The following is a 20,276-nucleotide window of genomic DNA, read 5'->3' on the forward strand; positions in this document are numbered from 1 at the left end:
CTACTCCTTGAGAGCCGCATCGACGGTTAGCTTTGCCTCATATTCTGTGATCATTTCCCTGGCAAAATCACTAAGAAAAACATCTTCATTATCTCCGGGTGTGATTATTTTTGGCGTCAAAAGCACAACCACTTGTCGGTCTTCGATATCACTGTCTTCAACGCCGAAGAGGTACTTCAATACCGGCATTTGGCTCAGGTATGAGATTCCACTGTTAGCCTGGGAATCGGCGGTTGCAAATAGCCCGGATATTGCGACGGTCTGATTATGCTTTAGTTGTACAACGGTTTCTGTGCGCCGATTTTTGGTTCCGGGAACACCGTTGACGGAAACTGAAGGATCTATGTCACTCAAGTCTACGGACACTTCCAAATTGATGTCATCGCCGAACATAGTTGGCAAGACTTCGAGAATTACACCGTAATCTTCCCGTTGTACGCTCGCTGCGCCAACGGCGTTAATAACGGGTATAGGAAAGCTTCCACCAACGTGGAAAGTCGCAGGTTCTCCGCTTGCTGAGGTCAATTTTGGAGAGGTAAGTATGCGCGCTCGACCCGAGCTTTCCAGGAAGTTTATGGTTGATAGCAAGTGGGAGGTGATGCCGAAATACTGAAAAAAACTTGTATCGCCGATCGGCACTGTCTGGACGATCTGTTCGTTGATATCGTTTGGATCTGATTCATAAATAATAAAATCTCCCGGAGTGATTGTTTTATGGAATCCCCATGCTGGACCCGACATTGATGTGTTCCAGTCAATGCCGAGCTTCGAGACATCGTTGCTACCAATTTCGATGAGTAATGCATCGACACGTATCAGCGGCTTTTTGGCGAATGGTCGTTCACGTAACAAAAACACGGTATTGGGTACCATTGCTCTTATGGCTTCAATAACAGGAATATCTCCCTGGTCAATTTCCCCCTCGACAACCAGCCTGTGATCCAGGGAATATGCCCTTAATGCCGGGAGGTGTTTGGTAAGCATCTGCGCTATGCGGACATCATCCGAGACATAGCGATCCTCAACGTCTACCCAGTAGCGAACCTCGCGCCCGCCATTTCTCCACAGATGCAAGCTGGTACTGCCGGCCTTTCCCGCAATGATCATTATCTGACCATTGTCCAGGGTCTTATAGCTGATCACATCCGGTCTACCTATTGCTACTCTGGTAATACCCTCGATGTTCAATATGTGTACTTCACCTGTATGCAAGGCGAGGTTATTGGCTCCATTTTTCGCAAACACGTCACTGCAGACGAACGCCAACAGCAAGAAAATTACCGCATAAAATTTTCTACAGGCTTTCATCTATTACCCTTCCCGGTATACTTTCTTCTTGTCCAGCTACGATTGAAATCGGTATGTCTCGTGCAATCTGTGCAAGCCGTCCGTTGGAATTTCGAACAATCTTTGCTGAGTTGTTCTGAACAGCGTTGACAGAAGCTTTCTCCACTTTCGCGACAAGTACTCCATTATCTTCATTACCTGCCTGGTAAACGGTCACAGTATTCCGCTCACTATCAGTCAGTTCATAGCGGGGTTTCATCTCATCGCGACGGTTTCGCAACAAAAATACCAGGTCACCGGCGCCGTCGGCTGCAAAGACGTCGCGCACCGTTTCACTGGGGACTCCGAGGGTAATTGTTGGGTATTGTGCGGTTTTGTACATTCCCGGAAATTTCGGGTCGGCGGTAGTGAATTTACCTGTGGAAAGCACTTTTACCCGCTCAAGAAGGAGCTCTATTTCCTGTCCTTTGCTTTTGCGGACGGCCAGATCGATAAAGTCTCCCGATTCGATCATGTGCTCAATACTCGAGACGCCATCCACTTCAAGGGTGATGGCTCTCTCTCCTTCTGACAGCAGGTCGGAAAACCTGGCAATACGCGAAACACCTTCCACGAATTGTCTGAGAAGAGGCTTTCCTGCGGTCATTGGATCTTGCAAATGCTTGAATTCTACCGCTGCATATTGGTCCGGAACGATCGCACCGTCGGGAACATACTCAAATGGGATGTGTTTAATAGTCATTGTTTCCAGATTGATCGGGTCTCCGATGGCCAGATTGCGTTTTGCGACTACAACCCTGGTAAGTTTCTGTTCGTTACGTATTTGGTCTCTGAGTTGCTGTTCTTTTTGTTCAAAATAGAATTTCGTTAAATAAATCACACCTGCAATACAGGCTACTGCGAAAATCATAGCGATCGGGTATCTAAATCTGAGGAAAACTCCCACCTGGCAGGCTCCGGCTATTCTTCTGAGGGCTGGGATATCGCGTACTCGTATGCGCGATAATTCTTTTTAAAGGCGTCTACCAGATACCCGACGACCGAGCGATCATCCAGGGGGGGTATTGGCGTAAAGCAGGCTGCGGCCACTACAAGAAGTCCAACAAGGTACTCCGGAAATGACTGCCCTAAACTTTTATTGATCATCGTTGGGCTTGCTTTGTAATGGTGGCGATCAATCTGGTTTTATCGTCCATCTTGATCGCATCTATCCTGATATTTTTAGTTGGTCCGACAGCGGTCAGCATTGCCGCTTCAGTGCTTCGGTTGATTTCATCGACAACACGCTTTCTATTTATTTGATAACGTCGCGCGGAGTAATAGTCTGCATAATAGGTTAGTGTGCTCTCTACACTGTCTGCGGACTCCAGCCAGTAGGATTCGAACGCATCATTCCCGGAAGTTGATCTGACTAGCGAGATAATGGATGCTCGTCCGAGTTCAGGAAGACTATTGTTGGATGTGTTTTTGAAGCCGTTTTCGAGATATTTTGGTAGTGGTGATATACCGACCAGTACTTGTGATCCGGCCAGTGTGCGATTTCCGATTTGAACAGTAATATTGTGCTCGTCCTCGAGGCGCGAGAGCACCTGCCACTGACCGATGGTTGTTTCGAGATAGGCCTGCTCGGTATCGGCGTCTTCGATATGTTCCTGCCAATGATTTCGATAAAATTTCAGTGCAGATGAACCATCATCCGGAGAGGTGAATTCATAGGCTAAAAGAGGCAGGCCGTTGACCGACATATGCTCACTGACAATGTTCACCTGGGCGTCATCGGGAAACACCAGATCAAGAGCTAGGGCGGGGTTTGTTAGCAGTAGAATTGAATAGCTAAATGCGGTGTATCCGACTTGGGATAATATGCACTTATTCACAGGCGGCCTCTCGATTGTTGCCGCCGCCTACGACACGGCTGCAGGGAACGACATCTCGCTCGATAATGCCGGGCTCAAAATCGTCCCATTCTTCAAATCCCACAGCCGAGGCCAACTGAGCCAGTTGATCAAATAATGAATTGTCGAAGGCACGCTCACCGAGCACTGCTCCCTCCAGTGAATTCTCCAGGCTGGAGAATGTGACACGACGCCAGTTTTGAGCATACAGTGCGTTGTTAGCGCCTGGTGACAGCGACGCAATATTTGGCAGATTTCGTTCTTGGGCTAGTTGATAGTTTACGCTCGCGTTAATGAGCCCATCCTGTTCAAGATCGAAGTCCACAAGCGGATTATTGAGAAACGTTTCACGCGCGCCGTACACGTCGCCGTCTGGTGTTTTGTTCGCGAGAGTGTATTGAGAGAAGCTTCCGCTCAGCTTTTGCAGAATCGGTCGGTAAATTCCGTTTGTATCGGTATGGAAATAAAGGGGGGCGGGTGCTGCATCCCGGGTACCTGTGGCGGTACGGTCATGTACACTGTCAATTCCGCTGAAATCCTGCGAAATGACGCGGCGACTGAGCTCGTAATTGATTTCCGACGGGGTTTTTGTCGTTGTCGCCGCCTCCCAGGCTGCATAGCGAGCACTTTCGTAGGCGCGGTGCTTTACATCTCCGGTCTTTCCAAGATATGAAATGATGAACAGTAGCGGTACGAGTACGAAGGTCGCCGCAACAAGAAATTCCAAAGCCGCTTGGCCGTGGTTTTTTTTCATATCAGCCTCCAACCGCTGTTCTAAGCGCTATACGTTGAGCAGTTGTCATGCTGGCGAGGCGTGGTTCCCAGAAGGGGTTGTAGGCATTGCCAAACTCCAGCCTTCGGTCACGTCGTAAGGTGTCTGTTCGCATCCAGCTGTCACTTTGTAGCCGGAAAAATACTGCGGAACCCGCCGCGCCATGAAAGGCGTTATCAGCGGCTCCGGGATATTCATCCAGCGCATGTGAGTCACTCATGTTTCCTGCAACTTCAGCGGCGCTTTGGATTTTTCCGCCCGATTTCCGGATATAGATAAATGCGGGACTTTGCATTTCCACATATCCCTCCTGGCGAAGATTCTTGAAGGACTGCAGACCGGTATTGTCGGAAGTGTTGAGGCTATCGGAATAGTCATTCGCGAGGTCGTTGCAATTCAGACCGATGACATCCATCAGAATAAAGCCACCATCATTTCTGGCCCGCCTTGTATTCGCGTAATCGAGGTCTGTACAGGCAGAGCCGCGCGGGTTGACTCGCCATGCTGGCTGATTTTCATGAATGATGTGGTGGCCGTCATCATTTTCCGGACCGGTATAGGCATGACCTACTCCCAGTTTTACCCTTTCCTGATGGCGAGTAGTTCGAGTGCCGCGAAAGAGTCGCCAATAGCGGGTCGACGAGTGGAGCGAGATGGTGTCGATGGCGCTCCACGACGTAAATGGGGCTCGTCGATTTACCGAGTTGGTGTCTCCACCCAAAACGGTTTCACCCGCACGTTCAATGGAAATTCGAGACCAGAGGGGCACGCCACTGACATCCTCCGCGGGGATTCCGAACAATGTGATTCGGCTGGGCATGCCGGGGAAGCTGAAACGATAGGTTCGCGCCTCGCTAAATCCATCCCTTGACTCCATTACGACATTGCGAAACTGATGGCAGCGAGCGACGGTTTCGCGCTGACTCGAGAGAAAATTTCCCCGATTACGTACGGTATCGGAAACATCGAGACAGTCATTAGGACCGTGAAATTCTCTCAGATGGGCGACTGTGGACGCAGTGACGGAAACTTCGGCTGCAGAGTAATCCACATCGGGATCGTTAGCCTCGATCACTTCAGAGAGAATCTCCTGGGCAATCAATGTAACCATGGGCGTGGCGAACTCCTGTTGTCTGGCGACCATAAACGAATAGAGCCCGATTGTTTGTGCAATAACCGGCGCTGCGATTTCGATACCAGACTGAACGCTGTTAGAAATGTTCTCGATGTAGCCCGTAACGGAGTTCACATAAGGGATAAACTGGCCGATATCGTTTATGGTCTGGGCAAAGGTGTTTAGCATCCTTGACCAGGATGTCATTGTTACCACTTGTGCCATGGTGATCTGGTTGGCTACCAGAGCGCGATTGGAGAGCGCGACAAAATTATGATTCTGTGCGTAAACGTTGGCCACACTGTAAGCCGCTGCATCGGCGGTATTCTGCAGGCGGGTTGTCTCATTGGTGATCCGGTAGGCATTAAAAACGTATTGTGCCGCGAGCAGTATCGTTATCATCAACGCCACCAGATAAGGGATAACATTCCCTCTCTGACGATTCATTTGAAATCCGTTTCAAAATATCGAATGGTGTGGCTCTTGCGTCTATCGAGCCACGAAGTATCAAAAATTTAATGAATACCGGCAGAACCCAGGGTTCTACCGGTAAGATCATTTTCGGGCTTAGTTACCGCCAGCGTCTCCGCCGGTCTGGTTGCCGGAAGAGTAGTTTGATAAATCCTTTTCGGTGTTCGCCTCATCCCTGGCCTCATTCGCCGACCCTTGTGCTTGCTGAATCTGGGCGGTGCCAGATTGGCCGGACATCTCCTGTGCAAGCCCACCCATCTGGTTGCGAAGGGTATCGCCGAACAGGCGGAAAACCCCGATTGCGGCAACAGCGATCAGTGCCACGATGATAATGTACTCGGTCATGCCCTGGCCCAGCTGTTTCTTTTGGCTGCGCAAGTGAATCGGTTTTTTGCTGCGAATTAACATTAGATCCCTCTTCAATTTAATGAACTTGGTCTGGTGCTCATTTGATTCCATTAGATATCTGGCTGTCGCGTGATTAGCGACGCCGCGAAGCTAGCTATTGGAATTAAAGTTCGCAAGAAGAAAATTTCTGTTTGTGATGAATATCACTTTCTATTTTTATGTGTAATTGGTGTATTCGTACCATTTATTTATTTTTCGGGGAGTTTCGAGTTAGCGAACGCTATAACCAAATGTTGTGCTCGAGGTAATCCATTGTCCGTATGTGGGACGGTCGTGCCAATATTTTAGGTTTTACAGGTTAATCGATTGTCGATACCAATAAATGAATTCCGACAAATCCAAACTCCGTATTTCAATGTTTGGAAATATCAATATATTATCGGCACCCAATGATTGGGGTGTGGGTATTAATGGATTGAATAAGTGAAGACTTATGGATAATTTTTCGATTGGTTTTTTGTTTGGACGGCTGATTTTCTGTTATCTGTTCGTCTGGTTTATTTGTCTGGTGTTGAGCCGGTTCCGCTATCACGCATCTGTCAGTAAAGTACATGGGCGTTGGGGGTTGGGGGCTATTGTTTTATTGCTGGTTCTTCCAATCGCGTACCGAGTAGCAGAAATCTAGCCATGTATTTTTCCATGAATAGGATATCAGGGTTTCTAGAATTTCGCCGTCTGAACTCGGTCTTGTTTTGCGTATTACTGACGTTGTGCTCTATGGATTCCCGGGCCGATTCGGCGCCGATTCAGTCGAGACAATTACAAATTATTCAGGTTGGCGACTTATTTCGCTTGGGTGTTGACACCGATCCTCCGTGGCAATGGGATGTGCTGACGGGAAACAATTCACCCGTGTTTACTGCGGAATCTCCCAGTAATTATTACCCTTCGACAGTCGTAGAGTTCAGTTACTACCCGCAATGGGTTTTAAAGAATGACTTACAGGCAATCCGAACCGCAGCTATGGAAGCGGTATCGGCGTCCTCGAAAAAATTCGGGATTGTTCTCGATGTATCGCAGATAGACCTTCAACCGTTTGAGTTCGAACGATTTTCGGGTTTCCGCGCGAACTTTACCGCGAGCTATAACAGCAGTCTTCGTGACGTGGAGCTCTATATTGGGCGGTCACTTTCCGGTCACCCGGTATCCATGACGGTTATTACCCTCCCCGGGAAACTGCCGCACCTGGTTCACTTGATTTCACGAGTCGGAAACAGTTTTAGCCCTATTCAATCGATGCATTAACCACAACTGCGGCCGCGGATTGGCCATGATCAAGGCAGTACAGGATGTCAGACAAGTTCTTTAACGGGTTTTCCCGACAGGTCGGTTCAGCACTTACCGAATATCTTCCGATTTTGGTTCTCGTACTTTCTATCGGAATGCAGGTGGCGTGGCGGACTTTCGGCGATGAAATTCGTTCGCACGGCGGCAATGTTTCGCAGGAAATAGCCGGCGTGCCTCAACATACGACTCCCAGTTCCGGAAACGGAAGTCATAATCCTGGCGGCACAGGCGGCGGCACAGGCGGCGGCACAGGCGGCGGCACAGGCGGCGGCACAGGCGGCGGCACAGGCGGCGGCACAGGCGGCGGCACAGGCGGCGGCACAGGCGGCGGCACAGGCGGCGGCACAGGCGGCGGCACAGGCGGCGGCACAGGCGGCGGCACAGGCGGCGGCACAGGCGGCGGCACAGGCGGCGGCACAGGCGGCGGCACGGGCGGCGGCACAGGCGGTGGCACAGGTGGCGGTACGGGAAGCGGTACAGGTGACGGAGACGGCGGCGGCTCAGGGGCCAGTGACGGTGGTGATGGAAGTGCGCCCACAGAAGACGATGAAGACATCATCGCTCAGGCCGCCCAGTTTGTAGAGGGACTCTGGGAGGGGTTTAAAGACCAGTTCTGGGGCCTGGTGGAGATCGTGCTGCACCCGATTGACACGGCAGTGGCGATGTACAAGCTGGGCGAAGGCCTGGTGCGGGACTTCGATGGCACGATGCAGCTGATTATCGATGAAATTGCCGAGGACATAGCCGCCGTAGCAAGCGGAGATCCCTATGAAATAGGTCGCCTCATCGGCGAAAACGTGAGCCCGGCGGCGATGGCACGTGTTGCTTCAAAGCTTTCGGATATTGCCAAGTCGGCAAGAAAACTGGACACGGCCTGTAGCAGTTTTGCTGCAGACACACTTGTCTGGACGGAACACGGCCAGATCTCTATTCAGGATATTACTGTAGGTACCAAGGTACTTGCGCGGAATGACCATACATACGTAGATTCATATCAGCCTGTAGAGCGCCTGTTCCAGCGGGAAGTCGATTCGGTGTATCGACTATCCACCGGCTTTGATCATATCGAAGTGACCGGAGAGCACCCATTCTGGGTGCAGGGAGAGGGATGGCAGCCTGCGTCCGGCCTTCGCCCGGGTCATGCCATCGCCACAGCGAATGGCGATATCCTGATTCGGACGGTTGACGAAGTTGAGCGGACAACCCGTGTGTACAACTTCCGCGTGGCCAGTGATCACAGCTACTTCGTGTCCGGAAATGGGTTGTGGGTTCACAACGCAAACGAGGTATGCGACCTCTCCCGGCGCGATCCAACAAAATCGACCGATCCGCTCGAGGGTATCGAGGATATTCCTCTCGACGAGCTTGACAGCAGCCTGATCGAAAAACTGCGCAGGCAGCTCGATACCGACCCGAACCTCCTGGAAGACCTGCGTAACCCTGAATTCTTTGCGCTGTATAAGCAGGCAGACGGCGACGCTGACTTTTCTTATGAGTTGATGCGCCGGCTGGACGAAGAAAAAAAGGCGGAGCTCGCTGCTGAATCGAAATCCGAATTTTTCCGGCGTATGGCGTTGGGGCGAAAATTTGAAACTGAAACGGTACTTAAAAGTCTGGTAAACCGTATGTCGCCGGAGTACCAGTGGTTGCGAACAACTACACTGGGAAAATACGGCGTTGATCTGGATGAATACGATATGTATTCACAGGTGCAGTTTCGCTATGGTAGCGGAGACGATTATTTTGTGAGTGACCAGGTCTACGTGAAATGGGGGCCAGCACCGGACGGGTCAGGAAGTATTGTGCCGATAGATACAGTAGTTATTGAAAACAAGCTAACGGATGCTACGCGGCTTACTGTAAATCAGAGCGCGGCAAAGAATTTCGATACGCTTACTGTTAGATCCGCCCTAAAGGATCCCGTTAGTGATGTTTCCGGTCGAACACTAGAGTCAACACAAGAAATCTTTGGTACGAATAAGTGGATAAAAATTTTTGATTCAGATGCTGGTGAAGTCATAAGCGGACTGAAGGAGATTTAGAGTGACATTCAGTATTGCGGCTCTTGGCGACGCTTTGAGAGCGGAGCTTGGCCTGGAAAAGTACAAAAAGATCAATGCCCCTGGGGCGATTTGCTTCGAAAAACAAAATTCAGAAACTTCTGTTGAGTTGATTTTTTCGTATTACCATATGGTTGATGGATATTCCTTCAGGACGGGTGTGTCGGGGCGGAAAAGCTTCTCGGAAATTGAAAATATTTTGGCGAAATATTACAAGAAATACCATATTTCTCGGGATCTCGGCACGATCCATAAGAGCTCTGCAAAAATTAACTTCGAGAGCCCCTTCTTTGATTATCAAATTACTTCTGAAGTAACCCTAAAGGAGGTAAAGCCGATGCTTATGGAATGGGTTTATGGTGATGTTCTCCCCTTTCTCGATAGATACCAAAATATTGAAGATGTTTACAGAGAAATGGAGAGCATGCCTCTTCTAGAAAGAAATTATTTTATTCGCGATCCGATGCCTGTTCGGTCATTGATAATGAAGGGGTTGTTAAAAACCGATGACTTTTTGGAGTATGGCGATTTTCTTGAGAAAGTATTTTCAGAAAACAAGGATAAGCCGTATTACAAATACGAGATAAAATATTTCAACGAACTTTATCAGGAATTAAAAAATATTCAGTAGTTGAATAATTTTTAGTGGAAGAATTTTTACAGGGAGGAAAATTGGATGGTACGTTTCAAGTTGGGTTTGTTTTTGGTGATTTTTTTGCAGGGATGCACTAGCACGGAGGTTTCGCGGATAACGAATGGTGCTGTCGATGGAGCACTCAGGGAAGTCGTAGGGAATGTTTCTGCGACTGGAGTTTCTGGCAATAGTGCGAGTAGCGGAACGCAGCAGAGTCATGTAAATAAAGAAAGAGTATGGGTCGCAAGGCCGATTCGATCTTCACGGGATTACGGAAAAATAGTCACGCTGGAGAACCGTAAAAATAGCCGGTCACAAACCAAGCTGGTGCTGGACTCCTGTATTAGCGCCCGGATAGGACCTATAGATTGCACCGTATATGTGTATGAGGTGGCCGCTGACGGTAGGTTGGTTGCGAAAGGCCATTCTATTCGAAATCAGGGCGGGACCGGCATCGTTATCGCTTCGGGAACTTACTATGTTAAGGCGGTGAATAATATTTCCAGGGAAGATTATGCGACGACGGGTACCCTGAAGGTGGAGCCGTTTGTGAGCAATTTTGTACGGTTGGAGCTGGAGTAAGCATTTGCGTCCGGGCGGGTTGCTAGAGGAATTTCTCGAGCCTTAACCAGAGAGTACCTGGCAAATTTCTCAAAAGTACTGACAGGAAAAATAAAAAAGGCAGAGCCAGCCAGCTCTGCCTTTTTTGTGCTTGCGCCTGACACCTGACACTGTAGTGTTGTGGATCAGGCCGCTCGTCTGCGTGTGGTCAGGGCAGTGGCCGGGTGCGTCCGCGGTCGTCGATGGCGACAAAGACAAATTCGCCTTCGGTCACTTTTACCTGCTCGCCGGTATCCACCCGGGTCAGCCATACTTCCACCATGGTCTTGATGGAGGAGCGGCCGACTTCCACCGCTTCTGCATAGCAGCTGACTGTGGATCCCACCGGTACCGGGCGCAGGAATACCATGCTGCCGACCGCAACGGTGGTAACGCGGCCACGGGCGATGCCCTGGGCGAGAATGGCGCCTGCCACATCCATCTGTGACATCAACCAGCCGGCAAAGACGTCACCCTGGGGATTGGTATCCCGGGGCATGGACTGGGTTTGCAGGGTCAGGGTACCGCTGGGTTGCGGCTCTTCATCTATGGCGGACATCGCAGGTGCTCACGTTCTTAGATTTATTGAACCTTCAGGGCTGGTTATGCCTCCGTCGGCGTGGCGCATTCTAGCACAAACTGGGTACTAATTAGCCAGTGCTGGTCGAGCAAATTGTTGTGTATATGCAGCATAATCTACGCCAGCTTGTCTGTTTTTCCGACATCTCCTAGACTCCGCCCCATGCGTGCACTGATTTTAACCGTGATCCTGTGGTGTTTTGCCGTCCAGAGCCTGGCTCTGGCGATAGCCCCTGCCTGCGATCCCGGTGCCGATTCCCACGGCGATCACGCCGCCATGATGGCGGATGGCGCCGCGCATTCGGTGAGTGATACGCACGCCGGTGACCACCACAGTATGTCCTGCTGCGATGAAACGGATGAGGACTCTGCGGCAGAACTCTGCCAGCTGACCTGTGCCGTTGGCGGCTGCGGTGCTGCTGTGCCCCTCGCGCAGGAGTGGCAGGACACCGCGCTAACGGCTACGGCACTGTTCCAATCAATTTCCCCTTCTCCGCTCGCTGCATCGCAGCGCAACCTGTTGCGCCCCCCCATCGGCGCCTGATGCTTGCCGATTAACGTCTCAGTTGGCGTTGAATTCTACGGTCGAGTCATCGATCACGTATCAGACACACAGGATTAATCCATGGGATATGCATTGCGCGCCCTGGGGCCCCTGGTCCCAGCGCTGCTGATTTGTGCTTTCGCCCTGCCCGCCCGGGCACAGTTGAATCTGGAGAGCGCCCTGCAACTGGCGCGGGAACAGGACCCGCAGACCGCTGCGGCAATTGCTGCGGCGAAGGCCACAGCGGAAGATGCCGTGGCCGACGGGCAGTGGGAAGACCCCAGACTTAAGCTGGGCATCGCCAACCTGCCCACCGACACCTTCGCCTTCGACGACCAGCCGATGACCCAGAAAGTCATCGGGATCAGTCAGAAACTACCTCGCGGCGATTCCGCCGGACTGGCGGGTGCGCGCGGTGCCCATGTGGCAGAGGCGGGTTTTGCCAGTGCCGGGGATATGGCGTTGCTGCTGGAGCGGGATGTGGGCCTGGCGTTTCTCTCCCTGTCGGAGCAACTGCGAGTACGCGAACTGCTGACGGAGAACCGGCGCTGGATGCAGGAGTTGGTGGGCTATAACCGCGCGCGCCTGGCCAGTGCCCAGATCCAGTCCCAGCAGCTGCTGCAATCCCAGCTGGCGCTGGCGCGTCTGGACGATCGCATCGCGCAAATCGATGGCGAGATCAGTCGCGCTCGCGGCGAGCTCAGTCGCTGGATCGGCGGCGCTGCGTGGCAAGCCCTGAATCCCGAACCGCCGGCGTGGCGGGACACCCGCGAATGGCTCTCAGCGCAGACTTTGCCGGTACCCCTGGCGCTGATCGAGCAGCACCCGGCCGTTGCTGCCAGCAACGCGCGCGTCGCTGCGGAGCGGATGAATGTGGCCCTGGCCCAGCAAGCCTACAAGCCCCAGTTCGGGGTGGACCTGAGCTACGGCCAGCGCGAGCGAACCCCTATGAGCGACGGTTCCGACTTCGCCAGTGTCACGGTCACCTTTGACCTGCCGCTGTTTCGCCAGAACCGCCAGGATCGCCGCCTGGCCGCCAGCCACGCACGGGAAAGTGCCGGCATGCTGCAGCGCCAGAACCTGCTGCAACAGATGCACGCGGAACTGAATGGCGCCGTGGCCATGGCGCAGAACCTGGATCGCCGCCGGCGCGAATACCGCGAGGAACTGCTGGCCCAGGCGGAAGCCACTGCCGATGCCGTGCTCAAGGGCTATGCCGCTAACACCGCGGATCTGGATGCAGTCATCGCCGCGCGCATGGACGCGATCGAGGCACAGATCAGCGCGGCGCGCCTCACCTATGGCTACTTCCGCGCCCTCGCCCGTATTCGCTACTTGCGCGCGCTCGATGCCCCTTCCCCTGGCGACGCCGTCGGCAACTTCAAATAACAACCGGTTCCAGACGTTATGAACAAAGTAAAACTCGCCGCCTTTGCCCTGATTGCCCTGATTGCCCTGATTGCCCTGGTCGTGGGCGTGCTGATTGGCCGCGGCCTGACCACCGGCGATAACGCCCCGCAACACGCGAGCCCGGGCGCGGCGGCAGAAAAAAAAATTCTCTACTGGGTCGCACCCATGGACCCCAATTTTCGTCGCGACAAGCCCGGCAAGTCGCCCATGGGGATGGACCTGATCCCGGTGTACGAAGGTGAGGAAGGTGACGCGGCACCCGGTACCGTCAATATCTCGCCGCAGGTGGAAAGCAATCTCGGCGTACGTACCGCGCGCGCGGAAAAAGGCCCGGTGACCACCCGCGTGGAGACCGTGGGGCTGGTGCAGCTGGATGAGGACAAGCTACATCACATCCACACGCGCCTGAGTGGCTGGGTGCACAAGAGCTGGGTCAAGGCGGTGGGTGACCACGTCAAGCAGGGACAGCCGCTGCTGGAAATCTATTCGCCGGAACTGGTGAAGGCCCAGAGTGAGCTGGTGGCGGCATTGGAGAGCGGCAACCGCACCCTGATCGAAGCCACCCGCGAGCGCCTCAACAGTCTCGGGGTGCCGGCCGAGCAGGTGCGCGAGGTCACCCGCTCGCGCAAGGTGAGCCAGAACATCACCCTGTTTGCGCCGATTCACGGCTATGTGAATGAATTTGCCGCCCGCGATGGCATGTACATCACCCCCGCCGCCACCCTGATGAGCATCGGTCCGCTGGAATCCGTATGGGTCGAGGGCGAGCTGTTCCCGAAACAGGGCGCACAGGTGCGCGTGGGCGACACCGCGACCCTGTTCGGGGATTTCGCACCCGGCCGCAGCTGGCGCGGGGAGCTGGTGCATATCCTGCCGGATCTCGATCCGAAGACCCGCACACTGCGCGTGCGGGTACTGGTGCCGAATGCGGATAAATCCCTGCGTCCGGGCATGTTCGTGCGCCTGCAGCTGGACGGCCCGCAGGTGGATACGTTAACCGTGCCGCGCAGCGCGCTGATCCGCACGGGTGAGATGGATCGCGTGGTAATTGCCGAGGGCGGTGGCCGCTACCGCTCGGTGCGGGTGCGTGCCGGCCGCGAGCTGGGCGATCGGGTGGAGATTCTCGAAGGCATTGAGGCGGGTACCGAGGTGGTGGTCTCGGCCCAGTTCCTGATCGACTCGGAATCCAGCATCAGCGCCGATCTGCAACGCATTGGCGGTGATCCGCAAGATAAACGCGGCGAACCGGCGGCGACTGCGGATACGGCGTGGGCTGAGGCCAGGGTGCTCAGCATGCCCGATGACAACCACTACGCGCGCCTCGAGCACGGGCCGGTGTCGGCCTGGGACTGGCCCGGCATGGTAATGGGCTTCTATGTGGCGGAGCCGGCGCAGGCTGCACTGCGTGCGGCGCTCGACAGCGGTGCGAGCCTCCGGGTACAGATGCGCAAGCGGGAGGACGGCAACTACGAAGTGATCGCCACCCGCGCGCTGGCCAGTGGCGATGGGGCCCATGAAGGCATGAACCACGACGGCATGGACCACGAAGACATGAATCACGATGGCATGAACGACGAAGACGGCGGTCAGGGTGAGGTGGATCACTCGCAGATGGATCACGGCTCCATGTCCCATGACCACACCCAGGAGCCACAGAAATGATCACGCGCATCATTTACTGGTCCCTGCACAACCGCGCGCTGGTGTTGATCGGTGCCGTGGCATTGGCCCTCGCCGGTCTCTACAGCCTGCGCAATACGCCGGTGGACGCACTGCCGGATCTGTCTGATGTGCAGGTGATCGTGAAGACCAGCTACCCGGGCCAGGCGCCACAAGTGGTGGAGGATCAGGTCACCTACCCCCTCACCACCGCCATGCTCAGCGTCCCCGGTGCGCATACAGTGCGGGGCTACTCGTTTTTCGGCGATTCCTATGTTTACGTGATTTTCGACGACGATGTTGACCTGTACTGGGCGAGATCCCGGGTCCTGGAATACCTGAGCCAGGTGGCCCCGCGCCTGCCGCAAGCGGCAACCCCGGAGCTGGGTCCGGACGCCACCGGAGTGGGCTGGATCTACAGCTATACGCTGGTGGACCGCAGTGGCCAGCACGATCTGGCGCAGTTGCGCTCGCTGCAGGACTGGTTCCTCAAATACGAGCTGCAGACCCTGCCCGGGGTGTCCGAAGTGGCCACCGTCGGCGGCATGGTGCGCCAGTACCAGGTGCAGGTGGACCCTCTGCGCCTGCGCGCCTACGACCTGACCCTGGCCCAGGTGCAGGCGGCGATCGAGCGTGGCAACCGCGAGTCCGGCGCCTCGGTGGTGGAGATGGCGGAAGCGGAATACATGGTGCGGGCCAGCGGCTACATCCAGAGCGTGGAAGACCTGCGGGAGCTGCCGCTGATGGTCAACGCCAGCGGCACCCCGCTGCTGCTGCGGGATGTGGCCGATGTACACCTGGGGCCGCAGATGCGCCGCGGCCTGTCGGAGCTCGACGGCGAGGGCGAGGCGGTGGGCGGCGTGATCGTGATGCGCTACGGCGAAAATGCCCGCGCGGTGATCGACCACGTGCGCGCACGGCTGAATGAGTTGCAGCGCAGCCTGCCGGAAGGCGTGGAAATCGTCCCCACCTACGATCGCAGCGAGCTGATCGACAGCGCTGTGGATAACCTGTGGCAAAAGTTGCTGGAGGAGTTCATCGTGGTGGCGCTGGTGTGCGCCCTGTTCCTGTTTCACCTGCGCTCGTCGCTGGTGATCGCCATCAGCCTGCCGCTGGGCATCGTCGGTGCGTTTATCGTGATGCACCTGCAGGGCATCAACGCCAACATCATGAGCCTCGGCGGCATTGCCATTGCCATTGGGGCGATGGTGGATGGCGCTATCGTGATGATCGAGAACCTGCACAAGCATATGGAGCGCACCCCGCTTACGGAGCAAAACCGCTGGCAGGTAGTGGGTGAGGCGGCCAGCGAAGTGGGGCCGCCGCTGTTTTTCAGCCTGCTGATCATCACCCTCAGCTTCCTGCCGGTGTTCGCGCTGGAAGGCCAGGAAGGACGGCTGTTCGCACCGCTGGCCTACACCAAAACCTACGCCATGGCCGTCGCTGCCGGCCTCGCCATCACCCTGGTGCCGGTGCTGATGGGCTACCTGGTGCGCGGGGACGTGAAGCCGGAGCAGGCCAACCCCATCAACCGCGCCTTCACCGCGGCCTATCGGCCGATGCTGGAGCTGGCCATCCGCCATCCCAGATGGGTCATCGGTGTGGCATTGCTGCTGCTCGCCAGTAGCCTGTATCCCCTGTCCCGCACCGGCAGCGAGTTTATGCCGCCGCTGGATGAGGGCGACATCATGTACATGCCCAGCACCCATCCGGGTATTTCCATCGGCAAGGCGCGCGAACTGCTTCAGCAGACCGACAAGATGATCATGCAGGTGCCGGAAGTGGCACAGGTGTGGGGCAAAATGGGCCGCGCTGAGACCGCCACCGATCCGGCGCCGCTGACCATGGTGGAGACCATCGTGCGCTTCAAGCCCCGCGACCAGTGGCGCCCGGGCATGACCCCGGAAAAACTGCGCGAGGAACTGGATGCGGCGGTGCAGTTGCCGGGCGTGACCAATGCCTGGGTGATGCCGATCAAGACCCGTATCGACATGCTGGCCACCGGCATCAAGACCCCGGTGGGGATCAAGATTGCCGGCCCCGACCTGCACAAAATTGAAAACATCGGCACCCGCCTGGAGTCCCTGGTGGGCGGGGTCCCGGGCACTACGTCGGTGTTTGCCGAGCGGGTCGAGGGCGGGCGCTATATCGATATCGAGATCGACCGCAGTACTGCGGCTCGCTACGGCCTGAATATCCAGGACGTGCAGACGGTGATCGACACCGCGGTGGGCGGCAAGAAAGTCGGCGAAACCGTAGAGGGGTTGGAGCGCTACCCGATCAACCTGCGTTATCCACAGGCCTGGCGGGACTCACCAGAGAGTTTACGGGGGCTGCCTCTGGTTGCCCCGAACGGTACCCACCTGTCCCTGGGGGATGTGGCGAAAATCGAGGTGCAGGGCGGTCCGCCGATGATCAAGACCGAGAATGCGCGTCCCAATGGCTGGGTGTATATCGACATTCACGGTCGCGACCTGGGCTCGTGGGTGGCGGAGGCCCAGAAGCTGGTGGCGCAGGAGCTGGAGTTGCCTCCGGGTTATGCGCTGGCCTGGTCCGGGCAGTACGAATATATGGAGCGCGCGCGCGAGCGGCTCGGGCTGCTGCTGCCAATCACTCTCGGGATCATCGTGCTGTTGCTGTACTTCAGCTTCCGCCATGTGGGCGAGGTACTGGTGATCATGGGCACCCTGCCGCTGGCGCTGATCGGTGGCCTGTGGCTGCTGTACTGGCTGGGTTACAACCTGTCGGTGGCGGTGGGTGTGGGTTTCATCGCGCTGGCCGGGGTGGCGGTGGAGATCGGCGTGATCATGCTGGTGTACCTCAATCAGGCCTGGAAGCAGGCGCAGATAGAAAGTGAAGCCGACGATCGCAGACCGACTCTGGACGACTTGCGCAATGCCATCCGCAGCGGTGCGGGCCAGCGGATGCGTCCGGTACTGATGACCACCGCGACGGTCTTTATTGGCCTGGTGCCGGTGATGATTGGTTCGGGAGTCGGCTCTGAAGTGATGCAGCGGATTGCGGCTCCGATGGTGGGGGGGATGGTCAGTGCGATGCTTCTGACGCTTGTGGTTTTGCCAGCGGTTTATCGTCTGTGGAAAGCCCGGGGGTTGTGAGGTGCTCTGAAGCTGGTCCGGTGGCGGCCAAGCACCGGGGATTCGTTTTTGAAACCGGCATGAATACGTCCCTGTAGCCTGCGTCGGAAACATCCCTGTTTCCGACGCTTTCAAAAACGAATCCCCGGCACTTGGCCTTCGCATGTAACTGCTGCGCTTCGTAAGTGGTCTCTTCAATTGCTACGAAAATTGCTACGAAGTTACGTGGTGAAAATTGAAGGTGGGGTGCCGGGTGCGGGTTTTCAGGATCGTCGCAAACAGGATGTTTGCGCCGAAGCGCCCAGGGATGGGTTCACAGCGGTCCTGAAAACCCGTACCCGGTGCTCTACCACCACCGGGCCAGCACTAAAACCCCGAAACCTACCCGGCTACGAAGCTAGGCAACCAGGTCGCCAGTGAGGGCCAAACCGCGAGCAACAACATCACCAATAGCTGGATGAAAATAAACGGCACCACGCCGCTGTAAATGGCTCCGGTGGCTACTTCCGCCGGGGCTACCCCGCGCAGATAGAACAGCGCAAAGCCGAACGGGGGCGTGAGGAATGAGGTCTGCAGGTTGAGGGCAATCATCACACCCAGCCATATTGGGTCCAGCCCCATCGCCAGCAGCACCGGGCCGACAATCGGCACCACCACAAACGTGATCTCGATAAAGTCGAGGATAAAGCCCAGCAGGAAGATCACCAGCATCACCAGCAGCGTCGCGCCAACCACGCCACCGGGCAGGCTGCTGAAGAAGTGCGTGACCACTTCCTCACCGTTGAAACCGCGAAACACGAGCGAAAACAGCGAAGCGCCGATCAGGATCGCGAACACCATGGCGGTGACCTGCAGAGTGCTCTGCCCCACTTCGCCGGCGCGTTGCCAGTTCAGGGCGCCGCGCCCCCAGGCCAGTAACCCTGCACCCAGGGCACCGACGGCGGCAGACTCGGTGGGCGTGGCGGCCCCCGTGATGATGGAGCCAAGTACCAGCAGCATCAGGGCGATGGGCGGGAACAGGCTTTTCAGGATCTGTAGTGTTTCTATGTCTTCATCAGGCCGCTGGGTATGCGCAGGTTCTCGGCGGGCGATGAACAGCAGGTAGAGTATGTAGGCCGCGACCAGCAATAGGCCGGGAATGATCGCGCCCATAAACAGGTCGCCCACACTTACCGGTTTGGGATTGAATATGCCCTGATTCAACTGTGCCTGCTGGTAGGCATTGGACAGGGTGTCTCCCAGCAGTACCAGCGCAATGGACGGCGGGATGATCTGGCCCAGGGTGCCGGTAGCACAGATGGTTCCGGTGGCGAGTTTGGGCGAGTAGCCGCGCTTCAGCATGGTGGGCAGGGACATCAGCCCCATGGTCACCACGGTGGCACCGACGATGCCGGTGCTGGCGGCGAGCAGTGCACCCACCACAACCACCGATACCGCCATGCCCGCGGGAATGCCTGAGAAGACCTTCGCCAGATTGACCAGCAGTTCCTCGGCAATACGCGCCCGTTCGAGCATCACGCCCATCAGCACAAACAGCGGTACCGCCATCAGGGTGCCGTTTTGCATGATGCCGTAGAGACGGTCGGGGAAGGCTCTGAGCAGTTCCGCATCGAAAGCGCCGGCGACAATGCCGAGACTCGCGGCCATCAATGCGGTGCCACCGAGGGTGAATGCCACCGGGTAGCCGAGCATCAGAAATGCGCATACGGCGACAAACATGAGCAGCGGGATCAATTCCATCATGCGCCCACCTCCGCGCTGGGAGACTGGCGCACGGTCGCCTTGTCGGGCCTGCTTTGCACTGCCGATCCAGCGGGAACGGGCGCCTTGCCGACCGCGGTAACCGGGGACTCTACCTGCATCAGGGTGTTCAGGGCGCGGGCAAACTGGGCGATGCCCTGGAGGCCGAGGGTGATTGCTGCCAGCGGCATCAGGCTTTTCAGTAGGTATACGCCGCCGAGCCCATCTGCACTGGCGCTGGCTTCCCGTACCGCCCAGCTGTTGGCTGCGAAGTGCCAGCTGCCGAGCGCAATAAACACACACAGGGGCAGCAGAAAAATCAGGCAGCCTGTGGCATCCACCCAGGCTTTGCCGCGGGCGGAAAGGCCGCGGTAGAAAACATCCACGCGCACGTGGGCGCCGGTTTGCAGTGCATAGGCGAGCCCGAGCATAAACGCGGCCCCGTGGAGATAGCCCACGGTATCCTGTAGCGCAAGGGAGCCCCCATCGAAGCCATAGCGCAGGGCGACGACCAGGGCCTGAATCACCACCATCGCAAGGGTGAGCCAACTGAGCAGACGACCGCAGGCACTGGAAAAGCGATCCAACCCTCTCGCCGTGTGTAGCAGAAACTTCATTTGAGTGCTCTCAAATCATCTTTATTCTTGTGTTATTCGGGGGAGCGTACCTGTTGGTCAGGGATCCTGCCAGCGCTGCCGCTTTTGCCCGCCGTATGCCAGTG

17 protein-coding genes are annotated in these 20,276 nt (G+C 56.0%); 8 read left to right on the top strand and 9 right to left on the bottom strand.

Annotated elements, in window-relative coordinates; translation table 11 throughout:
• The 6 genes from PVT68_RS11650 to PVT68_RS11675 form a co-directional block, all read right to left on the bottom strand.
• A complete protein-coding gene (locus tag PVT68_RS11650) occupies positions 1-1,308 on the bottom strand; it encodes a pilus assembly protein N-terminal domain-containing protein (RefSeq protein WP_280318230.1) in 1,308 nt (435 codons plus the stop codon).
• Complete coding sequence (cpaB, locus tag PVT68_RS11655) at positions 1,295-2,197, bottom strand: Flp pilus assembly protein CpaB (protein ID WP_280318232.1); 903 nt, start codon at positions 2,195-2,197, stop codon at positions 1,295-1,297. The genes PVT68_RS11650 and cpaB overlap by 14 nt, the downstream gene beginning before the upstream one ends.
• A gap of 232 nt (positions 2,198-2,429) precedes the next feature.
• Entirely contained in the window at positions 2,430-3,164 is a 735-nt protein-coding gene (locus PVT68_RS11660) for a hypothetical protein (protein WP_280318234.1), read from the bottom strand.
• Positions 3,157-3,936: a hypothetical protein gene (locus tag PVT68_RS11665; RefSeq protein WP_280318236.1), complete on the bottom strand. Its 780-nt coding sequence runs from the start codon at positions 3,934-3,936 to the stop codon at positions 3,157-3,159. The genes PVT68_RS11660 and PVT68_RS11665 overlap by 8 nt, the downstream gene beginning before the upstream one ends.
• Position 3,937: 1 nt before the next feature.
• Positions 3,938-5,515 carry a Tad domain-containing protein gene (locus PVT68_RS11670; protein ID WP_280318237.1) on the bottom strand — a complete coding sequence of 526 codons (1,578 nt, stop codon included), beginning with the start codon at positions 5,513-5,515 and terminating at the stop codon, positions 3,938-3,940.
• A 120-nt stretch (positions 5,516-5,635) separates the two neighbouring features.
• Positions 5,636-5,998 carry a Flp family type IVb pilin gene (locus tag PVT68_RS11675; protein WP_280318239.1) on the bottom strand — a complete coding sequence of 121 codons (363 nt, stop codon included), beginning with the start codon at positions 5,996-5,998 and terminating at the stop codon, positions 5,636-5,638.
• 576 nt (positions 5,999-6,574) lie between these two features.
• Here PVT68_RS11675 and PVT68_RS11680 point away from each other — a divergent pair.
• Genes PVT68_RS11680 through PVT68_RS11695 form a run of 4 tightly spaced genes read left to right on the top strand, consistent with a single transcriptional unit; the run spans position 6,575 to position 10,510 of the window.
• Complete coding sequence (locus PVT68_RS11680) at positions 6,575-7,192, top strand: hypothetical protein (RefSeq protein ID WP_280318241.1); 618 nt, start codon at positions 6,575-6,577, stop codon at positions 7,190-7,192.
• 44 nt (positions 7,193-7,236) lie between these two features.
• Entirely contained in the window at positions 7,237-9,276 is a 2,040-nt protein-coding gene (locus PVT68_RS11685; RefSeq protein ID WP_280318243.1) for a Hint domain-containing protein, read from the top strand.
• 1 nt (position 9,277) lies between these two features.
• On the top strand, positions 9,278-9,925 hold the full coding sequence (locus PVT68_RS11690; RefSeq protein WP_280318244.1) for a hypothetical protein: 648 nt from the start codon (positions 9,278-9,280) through the stop codon (positions 9,923-9,925).
• Between the two features lie 45 nt (positions 9,926-9,970).
• Positions 9,971-10,510 carry a hypothetical protein gene (locus PVT68_RS11695; RefSeq protein ID WP_280318246.1) on the top strand — a complete coding sequence of 180 codons (540 nt, stop codon included), beginning with the start codon at positions 9,971-9,973 and terminating at the stop codon, positions 10,508-10,510.
• A gap of 187 nt (positions 10,511-10,697) precedes the next feature.
• Here the strand turns inward: PVT68_RS11695 and PVT68_RS11700 are convergent, their stop codons facing one another.
• Complete coding sequence (locus PVT68_RS11700; RefSeq protein WP_078083180.1) at positions 10,698-11,087, bottom strand: acyl-CoA thioesterase; 390 nt, start codon at positions 11,085-11,087, stop codon at positions 10,698-10,700.
• Positions 11,088-11,270: 183 nt separating this feature from the next.
• Between PVT68_RS11700 and PVT68_RS11705 the strand changes: the two genes are divergently transcribed.
• The 4 genes from PVT68_RS11705 (at position 11,271) to PVT68_RS11720 (ending at position 17,836) form a co-directional block, all read left to right on the top strand.
• Positions 11,271-11,651, top strand: coding sequence for a hypothetical protein (locus PVT68_RS11705; protein ID WP_280318250.1), 381 nt, complete (start codon positions 11,271-11,273; stop codon positions 11,649-11,651).
• 81 nt (positions 11,652-11,732) lie between these two features.
• Positions 11,733-13,040, top strand: coding sequence for a TolC family protein (locus PVT68_RS11710; protein WP_280318252.1), 1,308 nt, complete (start codon positions 11,733-11,735; stop codon positions 13,038-13,040).
• An 18-nt stretch (positions 13,041-13,058) separates the two neighbouring features.
• A complete protein-coding gene (locus tag PVT68_RS11715; protein WP_280318254.1) occupies positions 13,059-14,723 on the top strand; it encodes an efflux RND transporter periplasmic adaptor subunit in 1,665 nt (554 codons plus the stop codon).
• Entirely contained in the window at positions 14,720-17,836 is a 3,117-nt protein-coding gene (locus PVT68_RS11720) for an efflux RND transporter permease subunit (RefSeq protein ID WP_280318255.1), read from the top strand. The genes PVT68_RS11715 and PVT68_RS11720 overlap by 4 nt, the downstream gene beginning before the upstream one ends.
• A 360-nt stretch (positions 17,837-18,196) precedes the next feature.
• Here the strand turns inward: PVT68_RS11720 and PVT68_RS11725 are convergent, their stop codons facing one another.
• Entirely contained in the window at positions 18,197-19,558 is a 1,362-nt protein-coding gene (locus PVT68_RS11725) for a TRAP transporter large permease (RefSeq protein ID WP_280318257.1), read from the bottom strand.
• Positions 19,555-20,172: a TRAP transporter small permease subunit gene (locus tag PVT68_RS11730; RefSeq protein ID WP_280318259.1), complete on the bottom strand. Its 618-nt coding sequence runs from the start codon at positions 20,170-20,172 to the stop codon at positions 19,555-19,557. Before PVT68_RS11730 ends, PVT68_RS11725 begins: the two co-directional genes overlap by 4 nt.
• Between the last annotated feature and the right edge of the window lie 104 nt (positions 20,173-20,276).

It is taken from the genome of Microbulbifer bruguierae (assembly GCF_029869925.1).
Taxonomy (GTDB): Bacteria; Pseudomonadota; Gammaproteobacteria; order Pseudomonadales; family Cellvibrionaceae; genus Microbulbifer; species Microbulbifer bruguierae.

Excerpts from the sequence above, each read along its gene's own strand:
- PVT68_RS11710 (WP_280318252.1), top strand. The coding sequence starts at position 11,733 with ATGGGATATGCATTGCGCGCCCTGGGGCCCCTGGTCCCAGCGCTGCTG.
- PVT68_RS11695 (WP_280318246.1), top strand. The coding sequence starts at position 9,971 with ATGGTACGTTTCAAGTTGGGTTTGTTTTTGGTGATTTTTTTGCAGGGA.
- PVT68_RS11715 (WP_280318254.1), top strand. The coding sequence starts at position 13,059 with ATGAACAAAGTAAAACTCGCCGCCTTTGCCCTGATTGCCCTGATTGCC.
- PVT68_RS11675 (WP_280318239.1), bottom strand. The coding sequence starts at position 5,998 with ATGGAATCAAATGAGCACCAGACCAAGTTCATTAAATTGAAGAGGGAT.
- PVT68_RS11700 (WP_078083180.1), bottom strand. The coding sequence starts at position 11,087 with ATGTCCGCCATAGATGAAGAGCCGCAACCCAGCGGTACCCTGACCCTG.
- PVT68_RS11685 (WP_280318243.1), top strand. The coding sequence starts at position 7,237 with ATGTCAGACAAGTTCTTTAACGGGTTTTCCCGACAGGTCGGTTCAGCA.
- PVT68_RS11705 (WP_280318250.1), top strand. The coding sequence starts at position 11,271 with ATGCGTGCACTGATTTTAACCGTGATCCTGTGGTGTTTTGCCGTCCAG.
- PVT68_RS11650 (WP_280318230.1), bottom strand. The coding sequence starts at position 1,308 with ATGAAAGCCTGTAGAAAATTTTATGCGGTAATTTTCTTGCTGTTGGCG.
- PVT68_RS11680 (WP_280318241.1), top strand. The coding sequence starts at position 6,575 with ATGTATTTTTCCATGAATAGGATATCAGGGTTTCTAGAATTTCGCCGT.
- cpaB (WP_280318232.1), bottom strand. The coding sequence starts at position 2,197 with ATGATTTTCGCAGTAGCCTGTATTGCAGGTGTGATTTATTTAACGAAA.
- PVT68_RS11665 (WP_280318236.1), bottom strand. The coding sequence starts at position 3,936 with ATGAAAAAAAACCACGGCCAAGCGGCTTTGGAATTTCTTGTTGCGGCG.
- PVT68_RS11720 (WP_280318255.1), top strand. The coding sequence starts at position 14,720 with ATGATCACGCGCATCATTTACTGGTCCCTGCACAACCGCGCGCTGGTG.
- PVT68_RS11730 (WP_280318259.1), bottom strand. The coding sequence starts at position 20,172 with ATGAAGTTTCTGCTACACACGGCGAGAGGGTTGGATCGCTTTTCCAGT.
- PVT68_RS11670 (WP_280318237.1), bottom strand. The coding sequence starts at position 5,515 with ATGAATCGTCAGAGAGGGAATGTTATCCCTTATCTGGTGGCGTTGATG.
- PVT68_RS11725 (WP_280318257.1), bottom strand. The coding sequence starts at position 19,558 with ATGATGGAATTGATCCCGCTGCTCATGTTTGTCGCCGTATGCGCATTT.